Raw genomic sequence first — 18758 nt, forward strand, 5'->3', positions numbered from 1 at the left:
CTTAAGCTGTAACCAACTTGTCGGCAAAGCCGTCACCATATTCTAATTCTTCTAGGTTAAACCACTGGGCAAGTGTTTGACCTATATCTGCGAAGCTGTTTCTTTCACCTAATGGAGTATTATTCATTCCATTTCGGTATGCCAATACTGGCACGTATTCTCTTGTGTGATCGGTACCCGGTGCTGTAGGGTCGCAACCGTGATCCGCCGTAATAAATAGCACATCGTCATCTTTTAGCTTACCTAAAATTGTCGGTAAGTAGGCGTCAAACTCAGCCAACGCTTCGGCATACCCTACAGCGTTGCGACGATGACCAAACTTTTCATCAAAATCTACTAAATTTGTGAAAATCAGGCTGTTATCAGGCGCTGAGTCAATCACTTCACTGGTTTTGTTCAATAAATTCATCAAACCAGGTGCTTTATGTTTTTGTGTGATCCCTTGGTGTGCATAAATGTCTGCAATTTTACCAATACTGATCACTTCCCCCCCGCTATTAGCCAACTTGTCCAAAACAGTTGGTGCCGGTGGTAAAACAGAATAATCTCTACGATTACCTGTACGAATAAAGTCGGCACTCGAAGTGCCTATAAACGGCCGCGCAATCACTCGTCCTATGTTCATTTCATCAAGCAGTGCCCGTGCGATTTCACATACTTGATAAAGCTTTTCAAGGCCAAATGACTGCTCATGAGCGGCTATTTGAAATACGCTATCAACTGAGGTGTAACAAATTGGCATGCCAGTTTTGACGTGCTCTTCACCCAGTTGCTCTAGAATCACTGTGCCCGAACCATAACAATTCCCTAAAATGCCTGGGAGATCCGCTCTTTTACACAGCTCATCAATAAACTCTTGCGGGAAACAAGGTTGTGTATTTGGAAAGTAGCCCCAGTCAAATAAAACTGGTACACCTGCCATTTCCCAGTGACCAGACGGCGTGTCTTTACCACTAGAAAGCTCTTTGGCATAACCCCAGGCTGCTACCGGCTCAATACGCTCAGCAACTTCACATGTTTTTCCACCTGCGGCTTCACATGCATCTACTAAGCCTAATTTTGTTAAATTAGGGATAGATAGTGCAGAGCCTTTTTCCTCTTTATATGCTTGCAAAAGATGAGCGAGCGTGTTGGCACCTACATCACCAAATTTTTCAGCATCTGGTGCTGCACCAACGCCAAGGCTATCTGCCATTAAAATAATTGCTCTTGCCATATATCACCTCTCATCTTTTGTCTGGGTCGTATTTTGTTTTTATAAAGCATCTTTGCTCCCAGAGGTCGTTACTTTATTGATAGCTAAATATATCGTACAGGACATTAGTCCGCTGTCACAAAACCATAATATATCTTCTTAGTCCCCATTTTAAATAAATAAAAAATCTGGTTATACCAGCGGACATAAGTCCTGTTTTGAATGGGGCAAAACATTTAAATTTGCTCATTAAGCGAGGCAAAAGAGATTAATCGTGTCTTTTTTGCTATTGTGATCTTCCAACGTCAACAATAGCTGGGTGTGAACTTTAGTGACACGAACAATTATAGCCATAGCTGGCGCTTCTGCGTCTGGTAAGTCTCTTTTTAGTCAAACAATATATAACGAATTAGTAAATGAACTTGAATCAGGCGCTATCGCCGTTATAGAAGAAGACGCTTACTATAAAGATCAATCGCATTTGCCATTTGAGCATAGAACTCAAACAAATTATGACCATCCGGATGCGTTTGAACATGCGTTGATGAAAGAGCATCTTGAACAATTACGTCAAGGTAAATCAGTACAAGTACCTACTTATGATTATGCTCAACACACGCGCAGTAGTGAGACACGCACAGTAAATCCGGCAAAAATATTAATTGTCGAAGGGATTTTACTGTTAAGCGACCCAGCATTAATAGAAGAATTTGATATCAAGGTATTTATTGATACCCCGCTTGATATTTGCTTATTACGCCGTATGCAGCGTGATATCGAGCACAGAGGCAGAAGTATTTCTTCTGTTGTTGAGCAGTATCAAGCAACGGTTAGACCGATGTTTTATCAGTTTATCGAACCATCGAAGCACAATGCCGACTTGGTCGTGACCCGTGGCGGTATGAATCGCGTTGCGATTGATATTATTAAAAGTAAAATAAAATATTTGCTGCAAGAATAAAACGGGAACATTTTGGCATGACAACAATAATGAGCCTAGTAGGCATGATGATGCTACTAGGTATTGCTTTCGCGGCTTCAACGAACCGCAGCGCAATAAATAAACGAACTGTAGGTATCGCATTTTTAATGCAAGTCGTCATTGGCGGCTTTGTACTCTTTATAGAAGCTGGTAAAAACGCGTTGGCCGCTATGTCATCAGCAGTTTCTTCAGTAATTGGCTATGCCAATGATGGAATTAGCTTCTTATTTGGTCCTTTGGCTGCGCAAGAATCAATTGGATTTGTATTTGCAATTCAGGTTTTGCCTGTCATTGTATTTTTCTCGGCGTTGGTCGGTGTTTTATACCACCTCGGGATTATGGAATGGATAATTAAAATTTTAGGTGGCGGATTACAAAAGCTGCTTAAAACATCACGACCTGAGTCGCTTTCTGCTACCGCGAATATTTTCGTTGGACAAACAGAAGCACCTCTTATTGTGAAGCCATTCATTCCTAAAATGACGCAATCAGAGTTATTTGCCGTTATGGTTGGTGGCCTTGCAACTGTTGCGGGCTCAGTCATGGCGGGTTATGTTGCCATTGGTGTCGATTTAAAATATTTAATCGCAGCAAGCTTTATGGCAGCACCAGGTGGTTTCTTAATGGCCAAAATGATTGTGCCAGAGACAGAAAAAACCAAAGAAAACTTAGCTGAAGTAGACAGTGGTGAAGAAAAGCCAGTTAATGTCATCGATGCAGCGGCTGCAGGCGCTTCAAGCGGCATGCACTTAGCACTTAACGTAGGTGCTATGCTACTGGCCTTCGTCGCATTAATCGCGCTGATGAACGGTTTACTTGGCGGAATTGGCAGCTGGTTTAATCACCCAGAGCTGACATTACAAGAAATTTTAGGCTATGTCTTTGCACCAGTAGCTTGGATGATTGGTGTACCTTGGGCAGAAGCTGTAACGGCAGGTAGCTTTATCGGCCAAAAATTAGTAGTTAACGAATTCGTTGCCTACTTGGACTTTATGAATTATCGCGATGGGTTATCTGAACACACCCAAGCAATTGTCACATTTGCGTTATGTGGATTTGCTAACCTATCGTCGATTGCAATTTTACTAGGCGGACTAGGTGGTATGGCTCCTAGTCGTAGAAAGGATATCGCACGCTTAGGGCTCAGGGCGGTTTTAGCAGGGTCAATGGCTAACCTAATGAGTGCAGCAATAGCAGGTTTTTTCCTCTCGCTAGCTTAGAAACTTAACGAGATATGCCGCTTTTGCAAAACAATTGGTTGGTTGCCTTAAGGGGTTAGGGTAACCATACTAACTTGAACGATACTTCCAAAGGGCCTTTATGGCCCTTTTATCGTTTCTAATACATCATAAATAAAGTCAACTCGACTCTCATCACTTTCCAACAGCCTTATTAATACAATTCACAAACAACTTTTATGTAATCAATTTTCTCATCCAAAGCCACTTTTATTTCACAATTAATATACATATAATTATAAATTAATAAACAATAACCATACTGCGAACTGCTCTTGAGAACGTGAAAGAAACTCTTCACAGAAGAGAAGCTTCTTATTACGTGCGTTTTTTTACTGCCTAATTAGTGTGTTTAAGGAAGTTTAGTGTCATCGAGTAAAAAAATTAATAACGCTTTTTCTATATTTGTACTTGTTACCCTCTGTATTTTTAATGCGCGTAAAGGGGACGCAGCGCCCATCGCTAAACAACGAAATAAGCAAGAGGTTCAAAATATTGAGCGCATCACAGTAACGGGGTCGCACATAGCACAAGGAAATAGTACGCATTTACTCACTCGTGTTTCCAACGACATCATCGATCAGTCTGCATATGCCTCTTTATCGGATATTCTCATTGATGAAGTTGTTCAAATTAATGAGGGTATAAGTCATTTAAATTCTCAAAATAGTACACATAACTCAGGCCTTTCAACTGTCGATTTACGAGGTTTAGGACTTAACAGAACATTGACTTTAATTGATGGCAGGCGAGTCGTTTCAAATAGTTACTCTGGTGAGTTGGTCAGCCTTTCTTCCATACCAAAGGGTATGATAAAAAACATCGAAATAATTACAGGTGGCGCGTCAGCAGCATACGGCTCTGGCGCTATCTCAGGTGTCGTCAATATTATCACTAAGCAAAGCAAAGATGACACAACAATGAATTTAACTGTAGGCGAGAGCGTGGCGGGCGGTGCACGTGAAATCGCCTTTAATGCAGATACGGGGCTTCAGTATAACAACCAACAAGGGCAACTACTGCTGAGCGCCACTTACATCGAGCATTTTGGCTTGGATTACTGGGACAGAAGCCGTGCTCAACAGCAGGATGACTGGAGATATGACCCCAAAAGAATGTGTAACACTATGCTCACGGCACTGTATGACCCTGAGCAACAGAGTGCATACCGCTGTATGCGTGATATTAATCAAAGCGATTGGACTTCGTTAAGCGATGCATTACCTGGAGGGGTTTTTAATGAATCGAGTAGCTTTAAACCTAACTCAGGCTTTTGGTTTGATGAGCAAACATTACGAAATGACTGGCAAGAAGAAGTGCATGGTTTGCACTTTAATCAATACAACTTACTTCAATTACCCAGTCAGCAACTCAACTTGGCAATCAAAAATGAATTTGATTTTAAATCAGGTGAGCTGGCCTATTTTCAATTGCATTACAGCAAAAATGATAGTCAAAATAGAAAGTCCCCAGAAAACGAAGATGAGTGTGATCTGGTCATCACCTATAACGCACACACACAGCAATTTGGTTCAGATTGTATTGGCGCAATCCCCTACACTAACCCTTATATCCCGCCAAAAATCAGAGAAAGTGCAAATAGCCAAGATATAAAATGGGATCGTCTGTTTCAAGAAGTCGGTGCCGTTACCAATGATAACTCGCGCACCACACTGCGCACGTGGGCTGGTCTCAATGGGATCATGTGGGATAACTGGCAATGGGATACCTCACTTGGCTTTGGTCAGTTTACTCAACAACAAATCCGTTATAACGAATTAAAAGTGGCTCATGTCAGAAACGCACTTAACGCCCACATGCTACCTGATGGTTCCATAGCGTGCATAGATGAAGACGCCAGAAAAGCTGGCTGCACCCCAATCAACTTATTTGGAGAAAACGCGATTAGCCCAGCGGCCGCAAGTTATATACGAGCGACCCCTAAACTGACCACTCGCCTTTCACAAATAACCTTGTCCGCCGCACTCAGTGGTGAACTTATCAAATTGCCATCAGGCCCTCTATTAAGTGCTTTTGGTATAGATTTCAGAAGGGACAGTCAAAACGTCTCCACCAATGTGCCTCAAGGGGGAGTGACTTTTAACTATATTCCTAATTTTAATGGAGATGTCACCAGCTATGAAATTTTTATGGAAGCGTCTGTGCCTTTACTCAAAGATAGACGATTTGCACACCAATTAAGCCTTTCTTTGGCTGCACGTGCAGCGGATTATAGCTGGTCAAATATGGGACTTATTCAGAGCTATAATCTTGGGTTTAATTACACCCCTACGACACATTACGCTGTGAAGTTTAATTGGGCAAAGGCGATGCGAGCCCCAACAATCACTGAGCTCATGTCTCCCATAAGAGGCGACTACAATGCCTTTCAAGACTTATGTGATGGCGTAACCGCAACCTCAACGCTGATGGGCCATGACAACTGCAGAAAGGAAGAGAGTATCAATGCTGTAATAAAAAAAGAGGGGATTTTTCACGATCGCAATAACAGCTACTCGCCAAATTTGGGAAATCCAGAGCTCACCGAAGAAACTGCCGACAGTTTCGCAGTTGAGCTACAAGTTGAGCCTGAATCAATCGCTAACATGACCATTAATGCAAGCTATTATCGTATTAGCATAAGAGACGTCATCACATCACTTTCACATCAAAATATTATGAATAGGTGTTATCAAACAGACACACCTTTTGATCCTAATAGCCCATTTTGTCAGGCGATAAAAAGAGACAATGAAGGACAAGTTATTGAATTACAACAGCGATTAGTCAATGCAAACCAGCTCTTTACGCAAGGCTATGATGCGGCGATTCACTATACATACACTTTAAACCGTTTTGGCCAGCTCAGATTTAAATTGAATTGGAATCACGTCATTGATCATGCATTGATATCTGATCACGTCAATGAACGAGTAACTGAAATACACGAAGGATATTTAAATCACCATATTTTTGCAGATACAGGCAAAGCCTCTCTCTCTTGGCAACACGATAAATGGCAAATGTCATGGCATACACAATTTAAAAGCGGTATAACACGCAATAAGCAAGTATATGAGAATTGGCTTGGTTTTATGCAAGATAATCGAGAACAATGTGCACAGCTGTCAGGCACCTGTATCGACAACCCTGAACCTCTTTGGGGTAATGACCTTCCATCATACACCACTCACTCGCTTCAATTGTCTTATCGTCAAAAATTACAAGGGGCGACATTAAGACTCTCTTGCAATGTAAAAAACCTGTTTAATAACAATGGGCCCTTTATCATTGGGGGGAATGGCAACTTTCACAGTGCTTATGGTGGCGGACGAGGTCGCTTTATTTCGCTCGGTGCACAAATCACGTTTTAACAAATACAAAAAAGGCTTCCTGTTGAAGCCTTTTTTAAACGGATTTTATCGTCAGTTACTTATTTAGCTGTGCCTTCGCAGCTTCTACTTTCGAATAATCTAATCCAAGTTCCGCAACGGCCTCTTTAATTAAGGCTGGGTTTTGCATTACTAGCCCCATTAGTTGCTGTAATTTTTCAGGTGGAATTGGCAATTGTTGTACAGTCGCCATTGCCATTAAAGGGTTTTCAGTTAATGCCTGAAATACCGCTTTAATTTGTTCATCAGAAATATTGTGCTCTTTAAGTAGTGCGATGATCGGATTCATTGTCAAACCTTAAACGATTAATGTGTTCGCTAGATGCAGTCAAATATGCGCCTAGTAATATATTCTTTTTTGTTGGGTCAAAAGCGTGTAACTTCAACCCCATAAATCATGAAATATCATTTTTTACTAATACTGCGCCGTAAAAACCATCATATTCACTATTTACACCGGGCACTAAGCTTAATTCTTCCTCTAAAGTCCAATGTGGATTATTGGCTAAAAATGCTTGAACCTGTTGTCCATTTTCAGAGGGTAAAATAGAGCAAGTCGCATAAACAAGCTTTCCACCCACTCGACACATCTGACTGTATCTTTGCAAAATATCCTTTTGTAATACAATTAAGTCATTAATATTTTGCTCATTCAAATGCCATTTTGCATCCGGATTGCGTCGCAATATACCAGTACCTGAGCAAGGCACATCTAACAGCACACGATCAAACTTTTCTTTTTGCCTTTTGATCGTTTTACTATTTTGGATCAGGCGCGTTTCTATAACATGAGAGCCTGCACGCTTGGCACGCTTTTTTAACGTATCCAGCTTATATTGATGGATATCTAGCGATAATAAACGCCCTTTGTTCTCAAGCAAAGCCGCAATATGGAGGCTTTTACCTCCTGCACCAGCGCACGCGTCCACAACTTTCATGCCTGGCTTTATATCCAATAAACTGGCTATTTGCTGAGAGCCGGCGTCTTGCATCTCGAAGTGACCCTTTTGAAATGCATCTGTTCTAAACAAATACCCCATTTGCTCAACCTTAAGCGTATTTGGTAAACCATCAACAGGCACAGTGATTATCTGCTCTTTCGCCAAACTCCCTTGAACACTTACAGCGTCACTTTTGAGTGAATTCACTCGAATGAAGTGTTCAGCTGGTTTATTGAGCGCTCTGGCAATTGGCTCCCATACTGCGCCCAACTCCTTTCGCGCTCGCTCATCCAGCCAAGTGGGCATGCTCAGCAGCACATCTTCAGGCGCACTGGCGAGTTCTTTTTCGATATCAGCTATATTCAGTGCTGATATTTCAGGGATCTCTGGAAGTGTTTGCCCGCTCAGTAAAGTGTACGCGCCCCACATATGCCACGCATCATCCGAGTTTAATCCAGTGGCCGAGTCAACTAAATCTCGACGGCCTAGTCCCCAACAAAGCTTTCGACTATAGCGGATCAAATCGTAGAGAGTTGTAACAAAATATGCGCGCTGTTCGACAGTCCAAGCAGGGTTTGCTTGTAAGTGCTGTTGCACTACTTTGTCAGCATATTGTTCCAATGTTGATGCCTGTAATAAGGCACTATTTAGGCTCTCTAGCAGTTGGCGGGGTGCAGTCACGGTGGTTTCTCATTTGTATCATACAAGGCGCGAATTGTAGCGCTTTTGTGCTTCTTAAACCACTTAATAAACCACTCCTTTTCATACAGGTCGTCACAAATAATTACAACCTCTGCATTGCACACTAAGAACTGCTCACATAGCATCTAAATTGAACCATTTATGGCCAAATACAACTAATACCGAGTTAACAAAACTAACTCAGCTATTTTAGTTGGTAATAAAAAGAGAAAAATAACCCAATAGAATCTTTTACTCGTAAAGGGTAAATTTGTGTTTTGGAGAAACATGATGAACTTTAAAGCTATTTTGACAACTGGGATGATCATATCAAGCCATGCTTATAGTGCTCAGATGCCACTAAAAATAGATACCGATAGCCCATTAGTCCTAACAAACTCTCCGATCGTTTTCGCCGTTAATAAAGAAGAAAAAGCGTTAGAACGTATCAACTTGAGCCAAAATACCTCTCAGAAACTGCCAATCAGTGCGACATCCAAAGGATTTCATTATGGACACATCGCAAATTCTAAAGAAGTGCAAGCATTCGTATTAGATAATGGTGGCGTTTATTTGGTCACTCCGAACAAAACGACACAACTTGTTGAATCAAAAAGTTTGCTCACTCGTTTGCAGGTAGACGATTTTGAGAAGGTCGAATTTATTTTAGATGCCAATAGTGATGGTTTAAGCGATATTTATTTACCTGGATTTACTCGCAATGAGCTTTTTGTTCAACAGCCAAACGGACAATTTATAAAGCATGACTTTGAATACAACTTGCCCCTAAGGAGCAACTCCTATAGGGAATCGCTCGAAATCAGCACAAACTTTACCTCACTACCCATTGTTCATGACTTTAATGCTGATGGCTTTACCGATTTAGTGTTTCGCACGCGCCAAGAAGTCGCTGTGCTGTATGGTAATAAAACAGGTTACGCACCAAATGTGGAATATATTCACCTACCTACCTCATTTGGAAAAATCACAGGTAACCGCATTCGTACTACACAAGATCTTTTAGATATTAACCAAGATGGGCATTTAGATTTAGTCACCAGGATAAGACCTGTCACCGAAGGCATATCAGGCCTTGAGGCCAAAGTAGAATATGATTTATATCTTGGTCAAGCTAAAGGCTTTAACTCCGGCGCTATAAACTTGCCCCACACCATTGGTGCTGGGGGAATGCGTATCGAATATGATTTTGACGGTGACGGATTGCTTGATCTGCAAACCCTCAATGTCGACATCGGCTTAACGACCATTGCGGCAATGGCGCTAGGTGGTGGAAAGGCTGATATTGACGTTGACATGCACTTTTTTAAACAGCATCCACATACCTTATTTAAAACGACACCAAATACAGAAAAGGAAATTGAATTAGAAGTTGATATGAAACGCTCCATGCAAGGTATGCCCTATTATACTGGCGACCTAAATGGTGATAATAAGCATGATTTAGTTTTTAAATCTTCAGATAATACGTTAAGTATTTTTTATGGTGAAAGTAATAATCTATTAAGAAAAAAACAAAAGAAGATAAACCATACTCTACCTAATAATCCTAACGACATTGTACTTGTTGATATTGATGAAAATGGCACAGAAGACTTTGTATTCAAGTACGCAGATAAACAAGGGAAAGTTGAGATTAAAACACTGCTAAACTAATCACACAAACAATGTATTATTTACAAAATAATACATTGTTTCACCCTAAAGAATCTCCAGCACATTGTTAAACATGCTTTAACATTACTATTTTTAGTAATAAAACAATAGCAAGCACTATAACTCAAATACAAGGGAGGTTTTATCGAGGTTGCCTCAGCAATGCTTCGACAAGGTGTTGAGGTAGCCTTCATACGAATACCACCACAACGACTAACTCAGGGTAAAGTAAGCCTTATCTCCGACGCAGTTGAATGCGCCGTACTTGCAAATCAATGCAACTATTCAGTATGGACTGTGGGCATCATGTTCCGTATGAAAAATGGTTATAACCTTTAAAATTGAAATAAATATTTTAATGCGTTAACTTTACAAAAGTTTACTTAAAAAAGGATAAAATATTTATTAATTTATAAACGTCATTTATTTATTTTATATCTTGAACCACTAATATATGATCACTTTTTAATCATCAAATAGTTTAAAAAGGACACAAAAAATGAATCTTAAAAAAAATGGACTTTTAATTGCCATACTAGGTGCAATACAACTCACTGGGTGTGGAGGAAGTGATAATAATACTTCGGCAAACCAACCAGTCGCGGAAAGACCAAGCACAGAAAATCCACCAAGTACTGTGGAACCAAATTTTTCATTAACTACATTTAAAAGCAATGCATGTGGTAGTAAAGCAGTTGTCGCCGATATTGTTTATCACAGCGCAGATGGAAGCTTTATCTCTTCAGAGAAAACATCTACATCTGGTGAAGTAGCATCAACGCTTCCTGAGAATACACAACATGTCTCTCTCGTTTACAATGCCACAACTGAAAATGGTGAGAAGCACCTGCAGATCCAAACCTTATTAAATGTCGCTGAAGGTTTCAAAATCGATTCCCTCAGTTTTAATGATAAAGAACCTTGTGGATGCAGTGCAATCACATATGATTTAAAAACACTTAAAGCCGAATCACCTGATTCAACAGTGTTTAATGTCGGCGCAACACCTATTTTATTATCAGAAGCACAAGAACAGTTTAATACTTGCGCTACTGACGCCCAAACACTTGTCTTTACTCAGTCGGAAGCTGGTCACAAAGGTGGATTGTTTGATACATCGAAAGCCGCAACTATCACATTATCAGATCAGCAAATCACGGCATCTGGCACTCTGGTCGATTTAAGTACGATGCAGTTTGATGACCAAGAGACAATTAACTTCTCGTCCTATTCGGGCAATAACGAAGTCCACTCAGTGGTAGTTAATCAAGCCGCATACACCCACCCATCTTACAAAAACAAGAACCAACTGGTGATTTTCAATGACTTAGAAACGGTCAATTATTTATCTTTAAATCGACCACGTCATATGCAGCTCACAGATGTTCTGTCATTTACTTCATATTTCACTGCGATGAATCGTGTCAGCGATGAAGGAAAAATATCAGATCTTACCCACATCCAATTAGATGATGTGCTCACTTCAGCCTACGAGTCATTTGTTAATTCAATCAAAGATGAGTCCCAAATGGCTGAGTTAGATTTTAGTGCGGTAGACAGGAGAGTAAATCTCGTCACTGTTAACTACGCATGGGAGAATGACATACAAGGCAAAACTCACTGGGAGATTATCACTGATGGAGAAGAAACGATTCCACAGCTAAAATTTGATGACGTTGTGCAGGCAGTTGAGCCTGATAATTTATCAGTCACATTAACCCTAAGCGCGCTCAATACAGAGCACACATTTAATGACTTAAGGGCCGCCTATTTAAACAGTATGATAAGCTTCGAAAAACGCGTAGAGTCCAAGCTGTTTGATAAAATGGCCAGCTATAGCCTTACCCACCAACCAAAGTAGTTTTTTGGGGAAACGCGCAGTTTCCCCAACGTATTTATTTTATTAACTTCCATGGCCCACTTGTATTTGTGGGGCTTGGAGTATCCCCTCTGGTCCACCACTTCGCTTCATAGACCTTATCTTGGTAGCTAGCTTTATCACCTTTAAGGTACACTTTATTGCTATCCCAAGCTTTTGCTCCACCTACAGGCGGCTTAACATCAATTGGCGGTAATGTATCAACCACAGTTACACTTGGCCAACCTGTGTGTGATTGATAGAAGTTCGTTACACACTTTTCATAGTCACCTGGGACAAGCGCTGAATAAGCAGTTTGATACCCAACTAGTTTACACTCAAAAGAGTGGCCGCCAGGTCTGTCTGAGTAATGTGCCCAATTCGCTTCCCAATTAGTGTACAGCACACCACTTGCACCATCGAGATTCAAGCTGCCAAACGGGGTTTGCTGCCAGCACGTATTCTCTTCATCAGCCTCGATTGGAATGTTGTAGTAATGAGATAGCCCTTCCCAATAGCGGATACGATTTACAGGCTGGCCTTTATAACGATTGTGTTCTCCACACTCAATACCACCATTTATGACATTGATAGTTGTACCAAAGCCATATCCAATGCCCGCATTTAACTCAACCTGTGAAGGCACCCAAGTTCTATCAATCACATGTAACATAGCAGGCTTTGGCGCTTGAGGCGTGAGGAAAAACCAAATAGCAGACGCTAAATTAAGCCATGAATCAGCGACGCGACCTGGGTCATTCAACAGCACCGTAGCATCGCCATCAAACATGACTTCAGAAAACATGCCGTAGTTAAAGTGATAAGAGAGTTGTTTTGCACCACGGCCAAAATAGCCTTGCCCTTCACCACAAGGCCAACGGCGATTTTGCCAATCATTTTGACCACATCCAGTGCGATAACCGCCCTGCCCTTCAGACCAGCCCATTTCGCGGACATGTACAAGAGCCTGCTGCCACTCTTCTAGCCCATTTGGATTGTCAGACGTATTATCTTTAGAAATATGACCGCCGGTCTCTTGAGCAAAGTGAGCAAATGCAGTCACGATAGACTCTTTACAAATTGCGTCAGCATCTCGGCCATCGGTATACTCACCACAAAAAGCAGGGAACTTACCAATCGCACGCAAAAAACGCGTATATGTATATTCAGGCGCAGCCATTTGCGTTAAAAAATCCCACTCGGCTTGACCAAAAACTCGCTCAACACGTTTAACGTTGCTTGGGTTGTTCGCTGCTCCCGGTAAAATGGCCTCAACAATTGTATTGCTGCGAGTTTCAAGTGCCTTAGACCAAATTGCATACATAGGATCTGAAGTTAATGCTTGCTCCGCTGTATTCAAATCTGCACGGGAGACTACATATCCACCAGGGTTGTTTGGATCTGGCTGCACATTCATCCCGTGGGTAATTGCACTTGCGCACAATATTGGCATACACAAAGCCGCGAGTTTGGTAAGTTTACTTACCCCTTTTTTGCCATTATTCATAATTTACCTTTACATGTTGTTGAATTAAATGAATTTAGAATTCAATTTTTCTTTGTTTGTTGTATCTAAAAAGCAGTAACCAGCTGCTTTTGACTTGATGAATATCAATATTCATCAAATTAACAAATATTACACATTGACATCGCTGTCAATGTGAATTACCCATTTTTTGAACAATTGTACACTTGATTATCACTCAGTCTTCGGCAAAATAGGGAAATATTATTAGAAAAAAGAATAAGTAAGATGATTAAATTAACTCAGCTAAGCCATGATTATTTTTCTCAAGTAATTTCTCTTGGTAATTTGGTACATGGAGAACACTATCTCGATGAAGAAAAGCTTGAGAAAATTTATCAAAAGGGCCTAAAAAACGGATTAAGTTCCTCGTTTATTGCTGTTGATGACAAAGATCATGTCGTTGGTGTGAGGCTGACTTTCTGCCCAAACCAATGGGAAATAGATAAATGGTGTACCCCCTCACAATGGCCCGTTGCCGTTGACGCAATGGCCTACTTTAAATGCATTGCCATTCATCCAGAAGCACAAGGACAAGGCATTGGCCCCAAATTATTAGCAGCGTCAATCGACGTATTAAAACAGCAAGGTGCAAAAGCAGGCGTTGCTCATCTTTGGCGTCAAAGCCCGGGGAATGGCGCGGTCAAATATTTCACCAAGTCTGGAGGAAAGCTGGTAAAACTGCACGATGACCGATGGCTTGAAAACTGTATAAATGATGGCTATGAATGCCCTATATGTGGTAACGAGTGCCATTGTCAAGCTGCTGAAATGGTCATCGAATTTTAATGAGCACCTACGACCCTCTTTATCAGGCTAATTGCAAAGATCAGCCGCTACCTTCTAGTTACTGGGCAAATCAATTCCCCCTAAATGCAGACATTAGGCAGCCCACAAAGGCTGATATGTATGATGTCATCATTATTGGGAGCGGCTTTACCGGGTTACTAACCGCCTTCTACCTTGCCACCATGCATAATCAAAAGGTCTGTGTACTTGAAGCAAACCAAGTGGGGTTTGGTGCAAGCGCGAGAAATGCTGGGTTTGCATTGCCAACTACAGGCAGATTAACTCCATTAAGTATGGTAAAAAAATGGGGCCAAGATATTGCTTTACAGGTATATCAAGAATACCAAAATGGTGTCTCTCGTTTAGAAGGGTTAATTCAAGAGCACAATATCGACTGCGACAAACAATCACATGGATATTTGAAAATTGCCCACTCTAAACCTGCAATGGAAGCCTTATATCAAGGTTATGAGTTTGCAAAAAAGGCCTTTTGTGATGAGAATCTATCGGTTATCACGCCCAATGAGCTAAAAGCGCACTACCTGAATATGCCTAACACCCACGGGGCAGTGAGAAATCAGCATGGATTTGGACTAAACCCTTTAAAGCTCCTTAGTGCATACAAAGCTTTGGTATTAAAGGCCGGTGTGGATGTCTTCGAGCACAGCCTTGCAGAACATATGCCTAAAATTGGCAATACTCACGTAGTAAAAGTAAATGATGTCTTACTACAAGCCAACAAGCTTCTTATTACTGCAAATGCTTATGGCAGCAAACGTTTTCACCCTGCTATTAATCATAAATATATCCCGATATTGAGTAGTATTTTGGTTACCCGCCCACTGACATGTAACGAGTTGACCGAGACGGGCCTCAAAACACATCAAGTTATGATGGATACCCGAACGCTTAAATATTACTACCGACTATTACCAGACAACCGACTGCTATTTGGCGGCAGAGGGGCTGTATATGGGAAAGATCAAAACAGGCAAATCTATCAAACCCACCTTAAAGACGCCATGCAAAATGGCTTTCCAGCCCTTAATTCAATTGAGACAGATTATTACTGGCATGGTTATATTGCAGCGACTTTGGATGACCATCCTCATATTTATTTCCAAGATGACGTTGGCTATGCCATTGGCTACTGTGGCGCAGGCGTCGCCTTCAGCACCCAAGCCGCTTATCGTTTATCACAAATGACTATGTCATTAGATACGCCATCGCTGCCAATCTATCAATCCGCCGCGCCTAAAGTGCCCTTTGCGCGACTTAGTCGTTTAGGCCAACTGGGCTTTTATCACTATGCGCAACTTAAGGATCGCCTGTTTTAGTCGCAAGCTATCATAGAGCCTACTGTGATAGACACATAAAAAGATCAAAAATTAAACAAAAAGCACATCTTATTTCAATATTTGAACCGTTTAATGAGACAGGCAATTAAACTCAAATAAGGAAAATAAAATGAAAAAGTTAGTAATCGCAGCTTTATTTACAAGCCTGTCTGGTGTTGCAGCGGCCAATGCAATTGAACTAGAAACAATGGAAAATAGTAATGTTGCGTTTGAAAAAGCAGAAGTCACTATCGCAGCCAATCAAGGTGTATTTGCTTCAAGCGTCGTAACTTATTACAGCCCTCGTGTTTGGGTAAATGGTCGTCTTCAGCCGTTTTTTGTAGGTTCAACAAATGGTAACCAGTTTTGTGAAGAGCGTGGTCACAACCAAGAAGTTAGTGGCAGCACAATCACATGTGGTGAAGATGAGTCTTCATATGCAAATTACGACTGGTATGGAAAGTCTTGGGTGTACAAGAGTACAGGCAGTAAAAACCAGTGTTATCAGCTTTATGCAACTATAAAATGCCAATAATCAGGTTTGGCATCATAAGCTAAATAGCGTTGCATATAGTTGCAAAATAACATGTATAAATAGGAGGTCAGTGACCTCCTATTTTAAATTAGGTCAAAAGCACACAAGTTAAATTGTCGCTTCTGTCTTTTTTATCAAACCAAATAATTCATCTTTAAGCTGAACTCGCTCCATTTTTTTCGTGTCCAAGTAATCGTCAGTGGTATTTTCAACACCCTCTTCGATTCGACGCACTTCTTTGTCTAGCTCATTGTACTTATTGAACAATTTTGCAAAGTGATTGTCGTTCATTTTTAAATGGCGGATAGTGTGATGATGATCTGGGAATTCGTGCAGTAAGTCGTGTTTTTCTATGCTCATAAATGGATCCTTCTGAGATATTTATTGGCTTAACTTCATTGTTACTGATACACATAAAAGGTTATTGATCTGTATCAGCAATACATTGGTTATCCGCCTTATCAAATCACTTCAAAAGCATAGATGATACGCCTTAAAGATGTTAAATCACCAAGGTATAACGCTACCATCAAAGCTCAAGAAGCTGCCACTTTGCTGCTCTTGTAAGTTATCTAACACACGTTTTAGCCCCAATGCCGACTCTTGAGGCGTGATCAAAGCATTCGGGCCACCCATCTGTGTTTTGACCCAGCCAGGGTGCAATGCAACGGTTTTTATCCCTTGTGGTAATAAGTCATTAGACAAACTTTTTACTACGGAATTAAGCGCAGCTTTAGAGCTTCGGTAAATATACCCACCACCTTTAGTATTTTCTGTATGGCTACCTACACGTGAAGATAAGGCTGCAAAGATCTTACCTTGCCCTCGTAACAGGTGTGGATAAAATGCCTCAGCCAACTTGGCAGGCGCTATCGCATTCACTTCCATAACCCTACGCCAAGCCTCTACATCACACTGCCCAAAACCATATCCTTTCGGTCCATATAATCCAGCATTATTGATCACAACATCAATCGCCTGAGCACTAAGTTGCTTGGCTAGGTCGTCAAGCTGAATATAATTAGTGACATCTAATGGGTATATATCAAGCACACCTGATACGCTCCCCCCGGCCAAATCACCTAAGACCTCGCTTGAATTTATGTCTCTAACGGTTGCCAGAACATGCCAGCCAGAATCTAGATATAATTTAACAAGAGCAAGCCCAATGCCTCTGTTTGCCCCAGTGATCAATACGCACGCCATATGTATTCCAAACTTGAACCGTAAATAAAGGAGTTTTAACGAATAAAAGAATGCAAATCAAGTGGTAACAACATTGCTTTAGGTCATCACATATGATTTAGCCAATGCTGCGCAGAGTGGAGTTCAGAAAAATAACGTGTTTGCCCGCCTAATACCCAACCACCAATAATGGACATAATTCGCTGCCACCGATTACAGCCAATTACGGCAGTACGTGCAAATTGATCACTGTATTTGCAAGCAAGTCGAATATCAGTCCATGCTTCACTTACTTCCCACCCTTGTAACTCAGTTAGATCAATTAACACACAAATATCTTCATTCATATTGTGCATGACCACTTGATCAACAATGGGTAAGACAACCACATAGTCTTTGTGAGTGAGCCTGCCAACGGCTTTAAAACTCAGTAATAAACCGAAGTCCCGACGCTCTGTACCAACTGAAATACCATGGAATTCACTCATTACAAATGCCGCTATTAGAAAGTAAAAAATAAGTAAACAATACCCTTTTTTACAATAGTTCAATTTAAGCTATCGCGCACATTTTAATAAATATACTATCCTTAAAAAAACGCGCTCATTAAAACCTTTGCTCCGAGTAAGCCTAAAAAAATGGAAAAGCCATTGAAAATAACAATCTTTTTTTTAGTGAGTTTCATCACTACGTGCAGCTATGCACAAACAGAAAAGACTTGGTTCAACCAAGCCGCTTATACCAAACTAGAAGATGCGGACACGCATACCTTGCAGCTGAGTAGCCACTATTACTTTGCACCTCAAGCCAATTTTTGGGTGTGGGATGACTTCGGTTATCTAGATACAGATACCAATCTGCTGGCAACGTATACTAATGATGAACAATCTGCATTTACAGGTTTGGAAGGTGAACTGTTTATTTCAAATTGGTTTGCAACGGCAAGCATTGTTGACTTAGGAGAGACCGACGACAACTACACTATCGGATTTGGCTATTTATTTTTTGATAGTTTAAAAGTGAGCGCCAAACATCAGCAACAGACGAGCGCAGACGATATTATTTGGCTGCAAGGTCAGCTCAACATAGATATCAATGAAAATGCTTATGTGGGTACCACTATTGTCAGTGATGACGAATTGGACAACTGGCAGGTGGAAGTACGCTACTTTCGACGCCTTGGTGAGCAACAGTACTTCACGCTTGATTTAACGCACGAAAATTCGAGCAGTAAAAACCACAATAACTTTATTGCGAATTATTATTTTAACCAACACTTTGCCCTTGGACTAGGCAGCAACGAGTCACATCTACTTGTCGAGGGCAAGTATTTCGTTAACCATAGCTTTTTTGTCAAAGCACGATATCAAGAGCAAAGTGATGATGAGCAGTCTTTAGAGATGTCTATGCAAGCTCAGTTTTAGTC

16 protein-coding genes are annotated in these 18758 nt (G+C 41.0%); 9 read left to right on the forward strand and 7 right to left on the reverse strand.

All coding sequences use genetic code 11. The annotated features are described in order from the left end of the window. Position 1: 1 nt before the first annotated feature. Positions 2-1216, reverse strand: a complete 1215-nt coding sequence (locus AC2CZC_RS21695; protein WP_237136214.1) for a phosphopentomutase — start codon at positions 1214-1216, stop codon at positions 2-4. Between the two features lie 310 nt (positions 1217-1526). Between AC2CZC_RS21695 and udk the strand changes: the two genes are divergently transcribed. The 3 genes from udk to AC2CZC_RS21710 all read left to right on the forward strand — a co-directional run bounded on the left by udk (position 1527) and on the right by AC2CZC_RS21710 (position 6789). Continuing rightward, complete coding sequence (udk, locus tag AC2CZC_RS21700) at positions 1527-2156, forward strand: uridine kinase (RefSeq protein ID WP_039610702.1); 630 nt, start codon at positions 1527-1529, stop codon at positions 2154-2156. A 17-nt stretch (positions 2157-2173) separates the two neighbouring features. Further along, complete coding sequence (locus AC2CZC_RS21705; protein WP_046354077.1) at positions 2174-3397, forward strand: NupC/NupG family nucleoside CNT transporter; 1224 nt, start codon at positions 2174-2176, stop codon at positions 3395-3397. Positions 3398-3780: 383 nt separating this feature from the next. After that, a complete protein-coding gene (locus tag AC2CZC_RS21710; protein ID WP_484585380.1) occupies positions 3781-6789 on the forward strand; it encodes a TonB-dependent receptor domain-containing protein in 3009 nt (1002 codons plus the stop codon). A 55-nt stretch (positions 6790-6844) separates the two neighbouring features. Here AC2CZC_RS21710 and AC2CZC_RS21715 read toward each other — a convergent pair whose 3' ends face one another. Beyond that, complete coding sequence (locus AC2CZC_RS21715) at positions 6845-7096, reverse strand: DUF2999 family protein (protein WP_063364275.1); 252 nt, start codon at positions 7094-7096, stop codon at positions 6845-6847. Positions 7097-7202: 106 nt separating this feature from the next. After that, positions 7203-8429 carry an RsmB/NOP family class I SAM-dependent RNA methyltransferase gene (locus tag AC2CZC_RS21720; RefSeq protein ID WP_484585381.1) on the reverse strand — a complete coding sequence of 409 codons (1227 nt, stop codon included), beginning with the start codon at positions 8427-8429 and terminating at the stop codon, positions 7203-7205. Between the two features lie 288 nt (positions 8430-8717). Between AC2CZC_RS21720 and AC2CZC_RS21725 the strand changes: the two genes are divergently transcribed. Continuing rightward, positions 8718-10103, forward strand: a complete 1386-nt coding sequence (locus AC2CZC_RS21725) for an FG-GAP repeat domain-containing protein (protein WP_484585382.1) — start codon at positions 8718-8720, stop codon at positions 10101-10103. A 499-nt stretch (positions 10104-10602) separates the two neighbouring features. Continuing rightward, entirely contained in the window at positions 10603-11964 is a 1362-nt protein-coding gene (locus AC2CZC_RS21730) for a hypothetical protein (RefSeq protein ID WP_484585383.1), read from the forward strand. A gap of 34 nt (positions 11965-11998) precedes the next feature. Here the strand turns inward: AC2CZC_RS21730 and AC2CZC_RS21735 are convergent, their stop codons facing one another. Then, positions 11999-13468: a chitinase gene (locus AC2CZC_RS21735; protein ID WP_484585384.1), complete on the reverse strand. Its 1470-nt coding sequence runs from the start codon at positions 13466-13468 to the stop codon at positions 11999-12001. Between the two features lie 249 nt (positions 13469-13717). Here AC2CZC_RS21735 and AC2CZC_RS21740 point away from each other — a divergent pair, with 249 nt between their 5' ends. The 3 genes from AC2CZC_RS21740 (at position 13718) to AC2CZC_RS21750 (ending at position 16147) form a co-directional block, all read left to right on the forward strand. Next, positions 13718-14275: a GNAT family N-acetyltransferase gene (locus AC2CZC_RS21740; protein WP_484585781.1), complete on the forward strand. Its 558-nt coding sequence runs from the start codon at positions 13718-13720 to the stop codon at positions 14273-14275. Beyond that, on the forward strand, positions 14275-15612 hold the full coding sequence (locus tag AC2CZC_RS21745) for an NAD(P)/FAD-dependent oxidoreductase (protein WP_484585385.1): 1338 nt from the start codon (positions 14275-14277) through the stop codon (positions 15610-15612). Before AC2CZC_RS21740 ends, AC2CZC_RS21745 begins: the two co-directional genes overlap by 1 nt. 130 nt (positions 15613-15742) lie before the next feature. Beyond that, complete coding sequence (locus AC2CZC_RS21750; protein WP_081216640.1) at positions 15743-16147, forward strand: hypothetical protein; 405 nt, start codon at positions 15743-15745, stop codon at positions 16145-16147. Positions 16148-16255: 108 nt separating this feature from the next. Here the strand turns inward: AC2CZC_RS21750 and AC2CZC_RS21755 are convergent, their stop codons facing one another. The 3 genes from AC2CZC_RS21755 to AC2CZC_RS21765 all read right to left on the reverse strand — a co-directional run bounded on the left by AC2CZC_RS21755 (position 16256) and on the right by AC2CZC_RS21765 (position 17820). Then, a complete protein-coding gene (locus AC2CZC_RS21755; RefSeq protein WP_211036658.1) occupies positions 16256-16507 on the reverse strand; it encodes an HP1242/YdcH family protein in 252 nt (83 codons plus the stop codon). A gap of 147 nt (positions 16508-16654) precedes the next feature. Beyond that, positions 16655-17353: an SDR family oxidoreductase gene (locus AC2CZC_RS21760; protein ID WP_484585386.1), complete on the reverse strand. Its 699-nt coding sequence runs from the start codon at positions 17351-17353 to the stop codon at positions 16655-16657. Positions 17354-17439: 86 nt separating this feature from the next. Continuing rightward, positions 17440-17820: a SpoIIAA family protein gene (locus AC2CZC_RS21765; protein WP_484585387.1), complete on the reverse strand. Its 381-nt coding sequence runs from the start codon at positions 17818-17820 to the stop codon at positions 17440-17442. 162 nt (positions 17821-17982) lie between these two features. Here AC2CZC_RS21765 and AC2CZC_RS21770 point away from each other — a divergent pair, with 162 nt between their 5' ends. Then, positions 17983-18756, forward strand: a complete 774-nt coding sequence (locus tag AC2CZC_RS21770; RefSeq protein WP_484585388.1) for a putative porin — start codon at positions 17983-17985, stop codon at positions 18754-18756. The last annotated feature ends 2 nt before the right edge of the window (positions 18757-18758 follow it).

This window comes from Pseudoalteromonas sp. MMG033, assembly GCF_057197785.1.